This window comes from Burkholderia seminalis, from assembly GCF_001718535.1.
GTDB classification, from domain to species: domain Bacteria; phylum Pseudomonadota; class Gammaproteobacteria; order Burkholderiales; family Burkholderiaceae; genus Burkholderia; species Burkholderia seminalis.
On sequence record NZ_CP013400.1, the window covers coordinates 2722250 to 2736676 of the forward strand.

Here is a 14427-nt window from a genome sequence, read left to right on the forward strand (position 1 = left end):
GTCCGCGTGCCGCTATCGTCGCCGGGCTCGCGCGGGCGGTCGATTACGCGGGAGGTAAGGAAATCGCGCCGGCCGCGACCGGCGTGCCCGCGCGGCCCCCAACGAAAACGGGCGCCCGAAGGCGCCCGCGTCGGCGTGCCGCCACGTTCGCGCGCATCAGGTCACCGGCGCCGGATTGAACAGCGTCAGCGCATTCGCGAGCTTCCACTGCTCGGCCCACGTGCGGCGCTTGCCGCTCGCGACGTCGAGCATCAGCCGGAACAACGCCCAGCCGGTGTCCTCGATCGTCGCCGCGCCGGTCGCGATCTGCCCCGCGTCGAGATCCATCAGGTCGTGCCAGCGGCGCGCGAGATCGCTGCGCGTCGCGACCTTGATCACCGGCACCTGCGCGAGGCCGTACGGCGTGCCGCGGCCGGTCGTGAAGATGTGCAGGTTCATCCCGGCCGCGAGCTGCAGCGTGCCGCAGATGAAATCGCTCGCGGGCGTCGCCGCGTACAGCAGCCCCTTCTGCCGCGCGCGATCGCCGGGACGCACGACGCCGGCGATCGGCGCGCTGCCCGACTTCACGATCGACCCCATCGCCTTCTCGACGATGTTCGACAGGCCGCCCTTCTTGTTGCCGGGCGTCGTGTTCGCGCTGCGGTCGACGCGGCCGCGCTGCAGGTAGCGGTCGTACCAGTCCATCTCGCGGATGATCTCGCGCGCCACCGCTTCGTTCGCCGCGCGCGACGTGAGCTGCGCGACGCCGTCGCGGACTTCGGTCACTTCCGAGAACATGATCGTCGCGCCGGCGCGCACCAGCAGGTCGGCCGCGAAGCCCACGGCCGGGTTCGCGGTGAGCCCCGAGAATGCGTCGCTGCCGCCGCACTGCACGCCGACGACGAGATCCGACGCCGGGCACGTCTCGCGGCGGCGGCGGTTCAACCGCTCGAGATGCGCTTCGGCCATCTTCATGATCGAGTCGATCATCGAGTTGAAGCCGACGTGCGCGGCGTCCTGCAGGCACACGACGCCGCCGTTGCCGGCCGTGCCGTCGGCGGTCACCGGAATCGCGCCGGGCGGCAGCAGGCGCTCGGGCTGCAGCTTCTCGCAGCCGAGGCTCACGGTCATCACTTCGCCGCCGAAATTCGGATTCAGGCTGATGTTGCGCAGCGTGCGGATCGGGATGTCGGCGTCGGGGGCGTCGATCGCGACGCCGCAGCCGTACGTGTGTTCGAGCCCGACCACGTCGTCGACGTTCGGGTAGCGCGGCAGCAGTTCGTCCTTGATCCGCTTCACCGCATGCTCGACGACGCCCGACACGCACTGCACGGTCGTCGTGATCGCCAGGATGTTGCGCGTGCCGACCGAGCCGTCGGCATTGCGGAAACCCTCGAACGTATAGCCTTCGAGCGGCTCGAGCGGCGGCGCGGCACGCGTCGCGAGCGGCAGGTCGTCGAGCCCCGGCGGCTCGGGCATGCGCATCGTGCGCTCGTTGACCCAGCTGCCGCGCCGCAGGTCCGTCAGCGCATAGCCGATCACCACGTTGTAGCGGACGACCGGATCGCCGGCCGCGAGATCGACGAGCGCGACCTTGTGCCCCTGCGGCACGCCTTCGCACAGCGTCAGCCCGTCGGCGAACGTCGCGCCTTCGGGCAGGCCGCCGTCGTTGACGACGATCGCGACGTTGTCGGCCGGATGCACGCGGATGTAGAGAGGAGAAGCAGTCATTGCAATTCCTGAAGGCTATCGGCGATATCGTTAGTCATCATACGACATTCAACCTCAACCCGCGATGCTGCGTAAACCCTGATCCGGAAAGACCCTGACCTTGAACGGCCAGCAAACCGCTTGCGCCACCTTTTCCCTCGTTGTACGATGACATACAACGACATCGCCAATTCGGCTCGCATGCCGTTTCCCGACGAACCCAGCACTCGCGCTAGACGGACGACCCAATCATGACTTCACCGCAAGAACTCAAACAGATCATCTCCCACGGCCTGCTGTCGTTTCCGCTGACGGATTTCGACGCCGACGGCAACTTCCGTCCGTCCACCTACGCCGAGCGCCTGGAGTGGCTGGCGCCGTACGGCGCGAGCGCGCTGTTCGCGGCGGGCGGCACCGGCGAATTCTTCTCGCTCACGCAGCGCGAGTATTCGGACGTGATCCGCGTCGCGACGGAAACCTGCAAGGGCAAGGTGCCGATCCTCGCCGGCGCGGGCGGCGCCACGCGCGTCGCGATCGAGTATGCGCAGGAAGCCGAGCGCCTCGGCGCGAGCGGCGTGCTGCTGATGCCGCATTACCTGACCGAAGCGAGCCAGGAAGGGATCGCCGACCATGTCGAGCAGGTGTGCCGCGCGCTGAAGATCGGCGTCGTGGTGTACAACCGCGCGAATTCGAAGCTGAACGCCGACATGCTCGAGCGCCTCGCCGACCGTTGCCCGAACCTGATCGGGTTCAAGGACGGCGTCGGCGAGATCGAGAGCATGGTCACGATCCGCCGCCGCCTCGGCGACCGCTTCGCGTACCTCGGCGGCCTGCCGACGGCCGAAGTCTATGCGGCCGCGTACAAGGCGCTCGGCGTGCCGGTGTACTCGTCGGCCGTGTTCAACTTCATCCCGAAGACGGCGATGGAATTCTACGAGGCGATCGCGAAGGACGACCACGCGACGGTCGGCCGCCTGATCGACGCATTCTTCCTGCCGTACCTGAAGATCCGCAACCGCCGCGCCGGTTATGCGGTCAGCATCGTGAAGGCTGGCGCAAGGCTCGTCGGCCATGACGCGGGCCCGGTGCGCGCGCCGCTCGTCGACCTCACCGAGGCGGAAGCCGCCGAGCTCGACGTGCTGATCAAGAAGATGGGCCCGCAGTAAGCGGCGTTCGCCGGCGGCGCGGGCCTTCATCGGCGCCGCGGCCGGCACGCCTGCATCGTGGCCGGCACGCGCCGGCCGCGATCGTTCGTTGCCCTTCCTTTCCGTGACGATGCACGCATCCACCGCGATGCGTGCCGCCGTCACATCTGCGCGATGATCCCGACGATCCGGTAGCGCACGTTCCCCAGCTTGACCCGCGTCGCCTCGATCTGCCCCGGTGTGCCCGCGCGGGCGCGCGCATTCGATTCGCCGCCGAGGATCTGCCCGAGCACGTCGCGGTCGACGACCGCATCGAAGAACCGGCCGACCGTGATCGTCGCCGACTGCTTCGCGGTCGCGAGCTGGCTGTTCGCCTGCATCAGCGCGTCGGTACGCAGGTTCGGGTCGCGCTCGTCGATGCTGCGCCGGTACTGGAGCGCGAACACCAGCGCTTCCATGTCCTGCCGGAAACGGCGAACGGCCTGCCCGAACACGAGCGAATGGGCGTCGGCACCCGTGACGAGCCGCCCCTGGTTGATCGTCACGTCGAATTCGCTGCCGCCGAGGTCGCGCTGGAATTCCTGCAACGCGTTCGCGAGCACACGCCCTTCGCTGTACTGGCCGATCTGGGTGCGCACGGATTTCGCGACGTCGCCGATCGCTTTCCACAATCCGGCCGCGAACAGGTGATCGCCACGCTTGTTGATGTTCATGGAGGGTTCCCTCGTTGTCTTTTGTCGGTCTCTCAGGCTCGCCTGCAGGCCGGGCGGCCCGAGGCACCGGTACTGTAGGAGAAATTCGGGAAACGCGGAAGACACCACAAAAAAAGCGGAGGCGACCCGTCGGCCGCCTCCGCTTTCGTCCCTCCGGGGAGCGGCCCGGCGTCGATTGCCGGGCCGCCCCTCGTTATTCCGCCTTCCCGTCCCGCAAGCGCGGGATCGCCAGCGGATTGCCGTCCTGCAACCCTTCGGGCAGCAGGTCGTCCGGGAAGTCCTGGTAGCACACGGGCCGCAGGAAACGCTCGATCGCCGTCGCGCCGACCGACGTGACGGCCGGGTTCGACGTCGCGGGGAACGGCCCGCCGTGCACCATCGCATCGCACACCTCGACGCCTGTCGGGTAGCCGTTGACGAGCAGGCGCCCGGCCTTGCGTTCGAGGATCGGCAGCAGCCGGCGGGCGAGCGGCTTGTCGTCGGCGTCCATCTGGAGCGTGGCCGTCAACTGGCCTTCGAGCCCGTCGAGCACGCGCGCGACTTCGTCGAGATCGCGGCAGCGCACGATCAGCGACGCCGGCCCGAACACCTCGTGGCTGAACGCCGGTTCGGCCAGGAACGCCTGCGCGCCGACTTCGTACAGTGCGCCGCCGGCCTGGCAGTCGGTCTGCGCCGCCTCGCCCGCGCCGATTTCGCGCACGCCCGGCAGTTCGGCCAGCTTGCCGCGACCGCTGCGGTACGCATCGGCAATGCCGTGCGTGAGCATCACGCCGGCCGGCTTCTTCGCGAGCGCCTGCGCGGCGGCGGCTTCGAAGCGGTCGAGATCGGGGCCGTCGATCGCGAGCACGAGGCCCGGGTTCGTGCAGAACTGGCCGACGCCGAGCGTCAGCGAATCGACGAAGCCCGTCGCGATCGCGTCGCCGCGCGCGGCGAGCGCGGCCGGAAACAGCACGACCGGGTTGATGCTGCTCATTTCCGCGTAGACGGGAATCGGCTGCGGACGCGCGTTCGCGAGCTGCACGAGCGCCATGCCGCCCTGCCGCGAGCCGGTGAAGCCGACGGCCTGGACCGCCGGATGGCTGACGAGCGCCGGGCCGATCGCGCGGCCGGGGCCGATCAGCAGCGAGAACACGCCGGCCGGCATGCCGGTTTTCGCGACGGCGGCGCGGATCGCGCGGCCGACCAGCTCGGACGTGCCGAGATGCGCCTCGTGCGCCTTGACGATCACCGGGCAACCGGCCGCGAGTGCCGACGCCGTATCGCCGCCGGCCACCGAGAACGCGAGCGGGAAATTGCTCGCGCCGAACACGACAACGGGCCCGAGCGCGACTTTCTGCAGACGCAGGTCCGAACGCGGCAGCGGCGTGCGCGCGGGCTGGGCGGGATCAATCGACGCGGCAAGGAAGCGCCCGTCGCGCACGACGCGCGCGAACAGCCGGAGCTGGCCGACGGTGCGGCCGCGCTCGCCCTGCAGCCGCGCGACGGGCAGGCCCGTTTCGGCGTGCGCGCGCTCGATCAGCGCATCGCCGAGCGCGACGATTTCATCGGCGATCGCCTCGAGAAACGCCGCGCGGGCCGCGAGCGGCTGCGCGCGGTACGCATCGAACGCATCGCGCGCGAGTTCGCACGCGCGGTCGATATCGGCCGGCGACGCGACGCCGAACGCCGGCGCGTCGATCGGCGCGCCCTGCGTCGGGTCGAACGCGTGCAAGGTTCCGGCCGAGCCGGCCACCGCGTCGGCGCCGATCAGCATCTCTCCTGTCAGTTGCATGGGATGTGCTCCGTGGTTCGGGAATGAATGGCTCATTGTAGCGCAACAGATACGATGTCCGCTGACATCATCGCCCCCTGTCCGCCGTTTGCGAGGGCGCCGACGATACACCCGCAAGCCTTGTCCGGCCAGGTTCTCACGACTTTCCCACACTGTGGCGACACGCTTCAAAGGGAAAACCCGAAGTTTATGCATCCGGCCATTATCAATAAACTTTCAGCCATGTCATACGACGACGTACATTCAAAGTGAGCCATCAGACTTCTCCTCGCGATCTTCCGCTCGACCTCGCGCGCACCGCGCGCCGGACCGCCGTGCGCTACTGGATCCTGGCGATGCTGTTCGTCGTCACGACGCTCAACTATGCGGACCGTGCGACGCTGTCGATCACCGGCACGCCGATCCGCCAGGCGTTCGGCATCGATCCGGTGACGATGGGCTACATCTTCTCGGCGTTCAGCTGGGCGTACGTGCTCGCGCAACTGCCGAGCGGCTGGCTGCTCGACCGCTTCGGCGCACGGCGCGTCTATGCGGCGAGCATCTTCCTGTGGTCGGCGTTCACGCTGCTGCAGAGCACGATCGGCCTCGGCGGCAGCGCCGCGTTCGCGGTCGCCGCGCTGTTCGCGATGCGCTTCGCGGTCGGCATCGCCGAGGCGCCCGCGTTTCCGGCCAATGCGAAAGTCGTCGCGAGCTGGTTCCCGACCGCCGAGCGCGGCACCGCGTCGGCGATCTTCAACGCCGCGCAGTACTTCGCGGCCGTGGTGTTCTCGCCGCTGATGGCGTGGCTCACGCATGCGTACGGCTGGCACCAGGTGTACCTGTGGCTCGGCCTGGCCGGCATCGCGCTCGCGTTCCTGTGGCTGCGCGTCATGAAGGACCCGGCCGACCATCCGGCCGTGAACCGCGCGGAACTCGACCATATCGAACAGGGCGGCGGGCTCGTGCGATCGGCGGGCCGGCCCGCCGGGCCGCGCGACGCCGGCGGCACGCGCGCGGGAGGCGGCCGCGTCGCCGGCTGGTACTACGTGCGCCAGTTGCTGTCGAACCGGATGCTGATCGGCGTGTACCTCGGCCAGTACTGCGTGAACGTGCTCACGTACTTCTTCCTCACGTGGTTCCCGATCTATCTCGTGCAGGCGCGCGGCATGTCGCTGCTGAAGGCCGGCTTCATGACGTCGCTGCCCGCGATCTGCGGGTTCCTCGGCGGCGTGCTCGGCGGAATGCTGTCGGACGCGCTGATCCGTCGCGGCGTGTCGCTGACGCTCGCGCGCAAGATTCCGATCGTCGGCGGGATGGCGCTGTCGATGGCGATCATCGGCTGCAACTACGTCGACAGCGAAGCGCTGGTGATCGCGCTGATGGCCGTGTCGTTCTTCGGCAAGGGGATCGGCTCGCTCGGCTGGGCCGTCGTCGCGGACACCGCGCCGAAGGAGGCGATCGGCCTGTCGGGCAGCCTGTTCAACATGTTCGGCAACACGGCCGGCATCGTCGCGCCGATCGCGATCGGCTACCTCGTCGGCGCGAGCGGCTCGTTCAACGGCGCGCTCGTGTTCGTCGGGCTGAACGCGCTCGTCACCGTGTTCAGCTATCTCGTGATCGTGAAGGACATCAAGCGCGTCGAATTGCGTCATCGCGACGCCTGAGGGTCGACGTTCCATGCAAACGGCGGCCGCTTTCGCGCGGCCGCCGTTTTCGCATCAAGCCGCGGAATGCGCGACGCGCAGCATGTCGTGCACGCCGGACGTCATCAGCGCAAGGAACGCGAGCAGGCCGACGTAGCAGAGCGCGTACGTCGTTTTCGTCTCGATCGACGTCGCGTAGTACACGCGGTTCTCCGGCGCGTCGGGATCGTAGCGCCACGCGCGCTTCAGCTGCGGCAGCGCGAGGATCGCCATCACGATCAGCAGCGGGCTCGGGCGATACACGAACAGCGCGATCAGCACGGGCACGCCCGCGAACCAGATGCGCGGCGACAACACCGCGGTGATCCGCCCGCCGTCGAACGGCGACAGCGGAATCATGTTGAACAGGTTCAGGAAGAAGCCCGTGTACGACAGCGCGAGCAGCAGGTTGCTATCGGTGTGCCGCGCGGCCGCGTAGCAGGCCAGCGCGCCGAGCGTGCCGACGAACGGCCCGGCAAGCCCGACGTATGCCTCGGTTTCCGCGTCGTGCGGCATCGCCTTCAGCTGGATCCATGCGCCGACGAACGGGATGAAGGTCGGCAGCCCGACGTCGAGCCCGCGCCGCCGCGCGGCGACGTAGTGGCCGGCCTCGTGCACCAGCAGCAGCGCGACGAAACCGGCCGCGAACCGCCAGCCGTAGAACAGCGCGTAGACCGCGATCGACGCCAGCATGGTGCCCGCCGACACGAGCACCTTGCCGAGCTTGAGGCCGCCGAAGATCAGCAGCAGCAGCTTCGTCATTCCTTGCGCTCCGTGGCGGCTGCCTCGGACGCGTCGGCGACCGCCGGCACCGCGGCGGCCTTCGGCTTGCGCCCGAAGAAGCGCTTGAGCGCCGCGCCGCCGGCCAGCAGCGCGACCGCGCCGATCTTGAAGAACTTCACCGCGAACGCGCCGATCAGCGCGAGCAGGCCGAGCTTCTTCGCGCCGACGCCGACGATCAGCGCCGCCAGCCCGTACTCGGCAACGTGGTCGGTCGACTGGTTGAAATCGGCGTAGCGCTTGCCGTCGTTGAAGCTGATGTTCGACAGCAGGTCGTCGGCCGATGCCTTGTATTTCGGCAGGTCGGCAAGCGTCGACGCCATCGTCAGCGACAGGTAGCCGTCGCGGCCCAGCACGAGCGTCCGGTAGTTCACGCCGTCGTTTGCGGCATTCGGCGCCGCGCCCTTGTCGCGAATGATCGCGGACCACACGAGCCGGTGCGTGGCCGCGTCGTACGCGGGCGCCTTCGCCCAGCCGACCACCTCGGTTTCGGGCAGGCCGCGCTCCTTGCGCGCCGGGTTGTTTTCCTCGGTGCCGGCCTGCAGGCTCTTCAGCAGCTCGTCGGGCTTCCAGTCCTTCGCGTCGTCGTCGCGGATATAGCCGCTCGGCTCGAACGACACGACCGAAATCCAGTCGGCGTCCGGGTCGTCGGGCAGCACGAGGCCGACCAGCTTGGCTTCGTCGATCGAATTACCCATCGAGCGCAGGTAGCGGCCGGCCTCGGCGGCCGGCACGAACGACTCGCCGGCCTTCAGCTTCAGCACGGCTTCGTGTTTCACGTCGATGTCGGTCGGCCCTTTCACGACCGCTTCGTTGGCGGCCGCGGCGGCGGCCCTCATTTCCACCTGCGCAGCTTCGGTCTGCGCGTGGCCGCTGGTCGCGGCAAGTGCGAGCGTCGCCACGCAGGCGAGCCGGACGGCAAGTCTTTTCATTGTTGGATTCCCCTGGAATGCCTTGTCGTGAATGTGCGCGGCACCGGCCCGTGATTGGTCTCGCGGGTCCGGCGCCGCCTCTCAGGTGGCACGGTCGCCATGGTAACGCAGCGCCGCGACGCGCCAGGGCCCGGGGAGCGGCGCGATGCTTACCTGACAGGTAATGCCCAAGGTGCGCGAGATTGCCTATCATCCGCGTCATGAACCCGACCGCCACCGCCCATTCGCCCTCCCCGTCCGCCGGCCGCGCGTCCGGCGTCGGCCCGCTGCTGCGCACGTGGCGCCAGCGCCGGCGCCTGAGCCAGATGGCGCTCGCGCTCGACGCGGAAGTCTCCGCGCGCCACCTGAGCTTCGTCGAATCGGGCCGCGCGCAGCCGAGCCGCGAGATGGTGCTGCACCTCGCCGAACGCCTCGACGTGCCGCTGCGCGAACGCAATGCGCTGCTCGTCGCGGCCGGCTTCGCGCCGCTGTTTCGCGAACGGCCGTTTTCGGATCCTCAACTCGACGCCGCGCGCCACGCGGTCGAAGCCGTGCTGCGCGGCCACGAGCCCTACCCGGCGCTCGCGGTCGACCGCCACTGGGTGCTGCTCGCCGCGAACCGGATGCTCGGCGCGCTGGTCGCGCAGGCCGATCCGGCGCTGCTGCAGCCGCCCGTCAACGTGCTGCGGCTGAGCCTGCATCCGGACGGCCTCGCATCGCAGATCGCCAACTGGCATGAATGGCGCGCGCACATCCTGCATCGGCTGCAGCGGCAGATCGACGCGAGCGGCGACCGCACGCTGCATGCGCTGCGCGACGAGCTCGCCGCGTATCCGGCGCCGGGCGGCCAGCCCGACACCCCGCCGGCACGCGCCGATTTCGCGGATATCGCCGTGCCATTGCGATTGCGCACGGCGGCCGGCGAGCTGACGTTCTTCAGTACGACGACGGTGTTCGGCACGCCGGTCGACGTGACGCTGTCGGAACTCGCGATCGAGGCGTTCTTTCCGGCGAATCCGGAGACGGTCGACGCAATGCGGGCGCTGGCGGACACCCTGCCCGCGTCATGACCGCCATCAGCGGCGCTCGAGCGCCAGCTTCACGCCAAGCCCCAGCAGGACCACGCCGCTGACGCGGTGCAGGCGCGTCAGGATGCGCGGGTTGCGCCGGATCGATGCCGACAGCAGGCCGGCGAACAGCGCGACGGGCCCCTTGACGAGAAACGTCAGGCCGGCGAACGTCGCGCCCAGCACGAACAGCGACCGCATCGGATGCGCGGTGCCCGCCGGCACGAACTGCGGCAGGAACGCCAGATAGAACAGCGCGACCTTCGGATTCGACACGTTGGACAGCGCGCCTTGCGCGAACGTACGCAGCCGCGACACCTGCGCGCCGCCGCTGCTGCTGCTCGCGAGCGACAGTTCGCCCGACGAACGCAGCAACGTGATGCCGAGGTACAGCAGGTACAGCGCGCCGATCACCTTCAGTGCCGTGAACAACCATTCGGATGCCTGAAGAAGCGCGCCCAGCCCGAGCGTCGCGAGCATCGTGTGCACGAGCAACCCGACGCTGACGCCCGCGGCGGTCACAAGGCCCGCGCGCGTGCCGCCGGACAGCGTGCGCGACATCACGAGAACCATGTCCTGGCCCGGCGTGACGATGACCAGCAGCGACGTTGCAATGAACGGCAACCAGGATAGATGCGACATGGGAGCACTCCAGAACGGGATGGCCGACGGACGGGAATCGCCCGGCCGGTCGTCAGATTATCGACGCCCTTCCGTGGAGATTGGATGCAAATTTGGCTACTGTACCGGCCTGATTTGGCGCTATTCTCTAGCAATCAAGCTCATGGCAGTCAAAAATGTCAATCAAACTGGATGCGATCGATCGGCGCATTCTGCGCGCATTGCAACGGAATTCGAATCAGACGAATGCCGAACTCGCGCAACAGGCCGGGCTGTCGGCCACGCCCTGCCTGCGCCGCGTTCATCTGCTCGAGGAACAGGGCGTGATCGACGCTTATGTCGCGCTGCTGAATCCCGCCGCCGTCGACCTGCGATTCAGCGCGTTCGTGCGCGTCACGCTGGAGCGCCAGGACAAGACGACGGTCGAGCGCTTCGCGCGCGAGATGGAGCAGGCGCCCGAAGTGCTCGAATGTCATCTGATGGCCGGCAGCTACGACTATCTGCTGCGCGTGATCGCGCGCGATCTCGACGACTACCAGCGCTTCCAGATGGAAACGCTCACGCAGATCGAAGGCGTCCGCAACGTCGAAACCGAGATTCCGCTGAAGCGCATCAAGCAGACGGTTCGCCTGCCGATCTAGGCGTCCAGAAACGTGACGGCCTCCCCGGCCGGCTGCCCGTTCAGCGCGCCGTCGCGCACGACGACCTGCCCGCGCACGACCGTATGCACGGGCCAGCCCGTGACTGCGCACCCGTCGTAAGGTGTCCAGCCGCTCACGCTGGCGATCCATTCGTCGCGGATGATCCGTCGCGCCTGCAGGTCGACGATGCTGAAATCGGCGTCGTAGCCGGCCGCGATGCGCCCTTTCCCCTCGATGCCGAAAATGCGCGCCGGCCCGGCGCTGGTCAGGTCGACCAGCCGTTCGAGGCTCAAGCGGCCCGCATGGACGTGGTCGAGCATCAGCGGCAGCAGCGTCTGCACGCCGGTCATCCCGCTCGGCGACTGCGGATACGGGCGGCGCTTTTCGTCGCGCGTATGCGGCGCGTGATCGCTGCCGATCACGTCGACCACGCCGTCGCGGACGGCCTGCCACAACGCGTCCCGGTGACGCCGCTCGCGCACGGGCGGATTCATCTGCGCGAACGTGCCGAGCCGCTCGTAGCAATCCGGCGCAGCGAGGCTCAGGTGGTGCGGCGTGACCTCGACCGTCACGCGCCGCCGATGGTGTTGAAGAAACGCCATTTCGTCCGCCGTGGACACGTGCAGCACATGCAGCCGACGGCCCGTTTCGGCCGCCAGCCCGACGATGCGCCGCGTCGCGATCAGCGCACTGTCCTCGTCGCGCCAGCGCGGATGATCGCGCACGTCGCCGCTCGCTTCCACGATCGCCTTGCGTTCGCGCAGCCGCGCCTCGTCCTCCGCATGCACGGCCATGCGCCGGCGCCCGTTGCGCAGGATCCGGCGTAACACGGTTGCGTCGTCGGCCAGCAGGTCGCCGAACGAACTGCCCATGAATACCTTCACGCCCGCGCAGCCGGGCAGGCGCTCGAGTGCCGGCAACCGCTCCGCATTCACGGCCGAGCCGCCGATATAGAACGCGTAGTCGCACCACGCGCGACCGCGCGCCAGGTCCAGCTTCGCCTGCAGGTCCTGCCCGCTCAGCGTCAACGGATGCGTGTTGGGCATCTCGAAGACGGTCGTGACGCCGCCGAGCACCGCGCCGCGCGTGCCGGCTTCGAAGGTCTCCTTGTGCGTCAGCCCCGGCTCGCGGAAATGCACCTGGCTGTCGACCACGCCCGGCAGCACATGCAATCCGCGCGCATCGAGCACGACGTCGGCCCGCCAGCTGCCCTGCAACGCGCCCAGCGCGACCACGCGGCCCGCCGCGCACGCGACGTCGATCCGTTCGGCGCCGTTGGGCGTCATCACCGTGCCGCCCTGCACGAGCAGGTCGACGTGGCGACGCGTCGGCGTGTCGGTTGCGTCACGTCCCATCCGCTCGCCCATGACTCAGAACTCGTTCTGGATGTGCTTGTAGCCGAGCACCAGCGCATTGTTCGTGCGCGCGACGTCCTCGGAGAAATCGCTCGCATCGGCCGTGACCTGCGGCAACGCGGCGAGATCGGTTTCCGGCCCGATGCGTTCGGTCGAACGGACGTAGAAGCCCGGCGGCAGATGGCAGCCGTCGACGACCGCGTTGTAGCGCACCACGCAGCCGTCGTCGATCGTGCAGTTGAACAGCACGCTGTTGAACCCGACGAATACGCCGTCGCCGACCTTGCACGGCCCGTGGACGATCGCGCGATGCGCGATCGACGTGTGCCGGCCGATCGTCACGCTCGCGCCCGACTTCGAATGGATCACGACGCCGTCCTGGATGTTCGAATGCGCGCCGATCACGATCGGCGCGATCCGGCCGTCGGCATCCGTTTCGTCCGCGCGGATCACCGCGTACGGGCCGATGAACACGTTCTCCTCGACGATCACGTGCCCGCACAGGATGGCGGTCGGGTCGACGAAGGCGTTCGGATGAATCCGCGGCAGGTCGCCGCGCGGGTTCTTTCGGATCATGAGGATTCCTGCCGGGAAAGGAGGGGGCCGCGCCTGAGCCGCTCGAACAGGCCCGGATCGCGCCACTGCGCGGCGATGGCCGGGGCGAACACGATCGCATCGAGGTCGATCGGGCCCATGCGCGGATTGAAGGCGTCGTCGCGAAAACACTGCGCGTAGCCGGTCTCGGTCTCGTGCACGATGACCGAATGCAGCCGCACGTCGGCTTCGCCGTTCGACATGCGCGTGCCGCTCAGCGCCGCGTCGACGAGGCGAAACAACACGCGCGAGAACTGTTCGGCGCTCGGTGACACGGGCAGCACCACCCAGCGCTCGGAAAAACGACGCATGCTTTCGACGTAGCATGGATCGTCGTCCGACCACAGCGTCACCGCATGATCGAACGCATCGACCAGGTCACGCACGTCGCCCTTGAGCAGCCCGAAGTCGTAGACCATCTGCCCGTGGTCCAACGCGTGCGCTTCGAGCAGCAACTCGACGCGGTACGAATGGCCGTGGATCGAATGCGAGCAGCGCCGCGTGCTGCAGCCGCGCACGACATGCGCATTCTCGAACCGGAACAGCTTGCGAATCAGCATGCGCCGGCGCCTTCCGCCATCGGCGCGGCCCAGGCCACCGCATCGTGCGGGTGCAGGCTTTCCAGATGGCGCACCTGGACGCACGGATTCGCGTGACGACCGTCCAGCGCGGCCTGCACGCGGCGCGCGGCATCCTCGACGAACATCAGGTTGCCGCCGTTCAGCACCGCGAACGCCTGTTCGTCCGCGCGCTTGACGGCCGTCTGCACCGGCGTGCCGAGCGCGTGCTCGACGCGATCGATCAGGTCGATCAGCCCCAGCGTCGCGCCGGCGGCGGGCAGCGCCACGCCGACGACGGCTTCGCTGCGCTGGCTGTGCGGCGTGGCGGCCGACGCATGCCGTTTCAGCCATGCGGCGACAGCCGCCGGCGCCACGCGATCCTCGCGGCCGAACGCGGCCAGGAATGCCTGTTCGACCCAGTGCCGCGACAGCGCGGCCGAGCACGGGCATGTGGACGAATAGGCGACCGTCACCTGGGCGCGCAGCTCGAACGCTTCGCCGGCAAGCGTCGCGTCGATCCGCACCGGATACGCCTTCCACCCGGCCAGCCCCTCGGTCACGAGCGCGGGGCGGCGGGCCAGCAGGTCGAAGCGCAGCCGCACGCGCGCGCTGCGCGTGTCGCAGTCGCGATGGCTGTCGACCATCGCGCGCAGCACGCGCCCGAGACCGGCCGGCGACAGCGCTTCGCCGTCGGCGAGCCGGTCGAGCAGCCCGTACAGCCGCGACATGTGGATGCCTTTCACGTGCGGTGCGGGCAGATCGACCTGCACGTCGGCGCGGGCATGCACGTCGCGCCGGCAGCCGGGCTCGGCCACCGCGACGGGCAGGTCGATGCCCTGCATGCCGACCCATTCGAGCGGACGGCGGCCGGGCGCGGCATCGGTCAGGGAAACATCGGGAAGGGCTGCATTCATGCTCG

The 14427-nt window shown here is 68.8% G+C and carries 14 protein-coding genes; 4 read left to right on the forward strand and 10 right to left on the reverse strand.

What is annotated here, in order from left to right; all coding sequences use genetic code 11:
- Window positions 1–156: 156 nt before the first annotated feature.
- On the reverse strand, window positions 157–1710 hold the full coding sequence (garD, locus tag WJ12_RS32635; RefSeq protein ID WP_049028983.1) for a galactarate dehydratase: 1554 nt from the start codon (window positions 1708–1710) through the stop codon (window positions 157–159).
- 230 nt (window positions 1711–1940) lie between these two features.
- Between garD and kdgD the strand changes: the two genes are divergently transcribed.
- The gene (kdgD, locus tag WJ12_RS32640) at window positions 1941–2855 is read left to right on the forward strand and encodes a 5-dehydro-4-deoxyglucarate dehydratase (RefSeq protein ID WP_059558930.1); all 915 of its coding nucleotides are present in this window, start codon (window positions 1941–1943) and stop codon (window positions 2853–2855) included.
- A gap of 140 nt (window positions 2856–2995) precedes the next feature.
- On the opposite strand, the gene WJ12_RS32645 is transcribed toward kdgD, so the two are convergent.
- Both WJ12_RS32645 and WJ12_RS32650 read right to left on the reverse strand, forming a co-directional pair.
- On the reverse strand, window positions 2996–3547 hold the full coding sequence (locus WJ12_RS32645) for a hypothetical protein (protein WP_034187816.1): 552 nt from the start codon (window positions 3545–3547) through the stop codon (window positions 2996–2998).
- Window positions 3548–3740: 193 nt separating this feature from the next.
- A complete protein-coding gene (locus tag WJ12_RS32650; RefSeq protein ID WP_059558933.1) occupies window positions 3741–5318 on the reverse strand; it encodes an aldehyde dehydrogenase (NADP(+)) in 1578 nt (525 codons plus the stop codon).
- Window positions 5319–5566: 248 nt separating this feature from the next.
- Between WJ12_RS32650 and WJ12_RS32655 the strand changes: the two genes are divergently transcribed.
- The gene (locus WJ12_RS32655; protein ID WP_069246013.1) at window positions 5567–6961 is read left to right on the forward strand and encodes an MFS transporter; all 1395 of its coding nucleotides are present in this window, start codon (window positions 5567–5569) and stop codon (window positions 6959–6961) included.
- A 54-nt stretch (window positions 6962–7015) separates the two neighbouring features.
- Here WJ12_RS32655 and WJ12_RS32660 read toward each other — a convergent pair whose 3' ends face one another.
- Both WJ12_RS32660 and WJ12_RS32665 read right to left on the reverse strand, forming a co-directional pair.
- Window positions 7016–7741, reverse strand: coding sequence for a site-2 protease family protein (locus WJ12_RS32660; protein ID WP_059558938.1), 726 nt, complete (start codon window positions 7739–7741; stop codon window positions 7016–7018).
- Window positions 7738–8691, reverse strand: coding sequence for a DUF2167 domain-containing protein (locus WJ12_RS32665; RefSeq protein WP_049032009.1), 954 nt, complete (start codon window positions 8689–8691; stop codon window positions 7738–7740). The genes WJ12_RS32660 and WJ12_RS32665 overlap by 4 nt, the downstream gene beginning before the upstream one ends.
- 200 nt (window positions 8692–8891) lie before the next feature.
- Between WJ12_RS32665 and WJ12_RS32670 the strand changes: the two genes are divergently transcribed.
- Window positions 8892–9740, forward strand: coding sequence for a helix-turn-helix domain-containing protein (locus WJ12_RS32670; protein ID WP_034187811.1), 849 nt, complete (start codon window positions 8892–8894; stop codon window positions 9738–9740).
- A gap of 6 nt (window positions 9741–9746) precedes the next feature.
- On the opposite strand, the gene WJ12_RS32675 is transcribed toward WJ12_RS32670, so the two are convergent.
- Window positions 9747–10379 (reverse strand): LysE family translocator, encoded by a 633-nt coding sequence (locus WJ12_RS32675; RefSeq protein WP_049032008.1) that lies wholly within the window; start codon window positions 10377–10379, stop codon window positions 9747–9749.
- A 155-nt stretch (window positions 10380–10534) separates the two neighbouring features.
- Between WJ12_RS32675 and WJ12_RS32680 the strand changes: the two genes are divergently transcribed.
- Window positions 10535–10999 (forward strand): Lrp/AsnC family transcriptional regulator, encoded by a 465-nt coding sequence (locus WJ12_RS32680; RefSeq protein ID WP_034187809.1) that lies wholly within the window; start codon window positions 10535–10537, stop codon window positions 10997–10999.
- Here WJ12_RS32680 and WJ12_RS32685 read toward each other — a convergent pair.
- Genes WJ12_RS32685 through folE2 form a run of 4 tightly spaced genes read right to left on the reverse strand, consistent with a single transcriptional unit; the run spans window position 10996 to window position 14422 of the window.
- A complete protein-coding gene (locus tag WJ12_RS32685; RefSeq protein WP_059558941.1) occupies window positions 10996–12366 on the reverse strand; it encodes a dihydroorotase in 1371 nt (456 codons plus the stop codon). The two genes, WJ12_RS32680 and WJ12_RS32685, sit on opposite strands and share 4 nt — an antisense overlap.
- Window positions 12367–12369: 3 nt before the next feature.
- Window positions 12370–12930 (reverse strand): gamma carbonic anhydrase family protein, encoded by a 561-nt coding sequence (locus WJ12_RS32690; RefSeq protein ID WP_034187807.1) that lies wholly within the window; start codon window positions 12928–12930, stop codon window positions 12370–12372.
- Window positions 12927–13508: a 6-pyruvoyl trahydropterin synthase family protein gene (locus WJ12_RS32695; RefSeq protein WP_059558943.1), complete on the reverse strand. Its 582-nt coding sequence runs from the start codon at window positions 13506–13508 to the stop codon at window positions 12927–12929. The genes WJ12_RS32690 and WJ12_RS32695 overlap by 4 nt, the downstream gene beginning before the upstream one ends.
- Window positions 13502–14422, reverse strand: coding sequence for a GTP cyclohydrolase FolE2 (gene folE2, locus WJ12_RS32700; RefSeq protein WP_185732971.1), 921 nt, complete (start codon window positions 14420–14422; stop codon window positions 13502–13504). Before folE2 ends, WJ12_RS32695 begins: the two co-directional genes overlap by 7 nt.
- Between the last annotated feature and the right edge of the window lie 5 nt (window positions 14423–14427).

Coding starts and splice junctions, on each gene's coding strand:
- garD (WP_049028983.1), bottom strand. CDS start 1,710: ATGACTGCTTCTCCTCTCTACATCCGCGTGCATCCGGCCGACAACGTC.
- kdgD (WP_059558930.1), top strand. CDS start 1,941: ATGACTTCACCGCAAGAACTCAAACAGATCATCTCCCACGGCCTGCTG.
- WJ12_RS32645 (WP_034187816.1), bottom strand. CDS start 3,547: ATGAACATCAACAAGCGTGGCGATCACCTGTTCGCGGCCGGATTGTGG.
- WJ12_RS32650 (WP_059558933.1), bottom strand. CDS start 5,318: ATGCAACTGACAGGAGAGATGCTGATCGGCGCCGACGCGGTGGCCGGC.
- WJ12_RS32660 (WP_059558938.1), bottom strand. CDS start 7,741: ATGACGAAGCTGCTGCTGCTGATCTTCGGCGGCCTCAAGCTCGGCAAG.
- WJ12_RS32665 (WP_049032009.1), bottom strand. CDS start 8,691: ATGAAAAGACTTGCCGTCCGGCTCGCCTGCGTGGCGACGCTCGCACTT.
- WJ12_RS32670 (WP_034187811.1), top strand. CDS start 8,892: ATGAACCCGACCGCCACCGCCCATTCGCCCTCCCCGTCCGCCGGCCGC.
- WJ12_RS32675 (WP_049032008.1), bottom strand. CDS start 10,379: ATGTCGCATCTATCCTGGTTGCCGTTCATTGCAACGTCGCTGCTGGTC.
- WJ12_RS32680 (WP_034187809.1), top strand. CDS start 10,535: ATGTCAATCAAACTGGATGCGATCGATCGGCGCATTCTGCGCGCATTG.
- WJ12_RS32685 (WP_059558941.1), bottom strand. CDS start 12,366: ATGGGCGAGCGGATGGGACGTGACGCAACCGACACGCCGACGCGTCGC.
- WJ12_RS32690 (WP_034187807.1), bottom strand. CDS start 12,930: ATGATCCGAAAGAACCCGCGCGGCGACCTGCCGCGGATTCATCCGAAC.
- WJ12_RS32695 (WP_059558943.1), bottom strand. CDS start 13,508: ATGCTGATTCGCAAGCTGTTCCGGTTCGAGAATGCGCATGTCGTGCGC.
- folE2 (WP_185732971.1), bottom strand. CDS start 14,422: ATGAATGCAGCCCTTCCCGATGTTTCCCTGACCGATGCCGCGCCCGGC.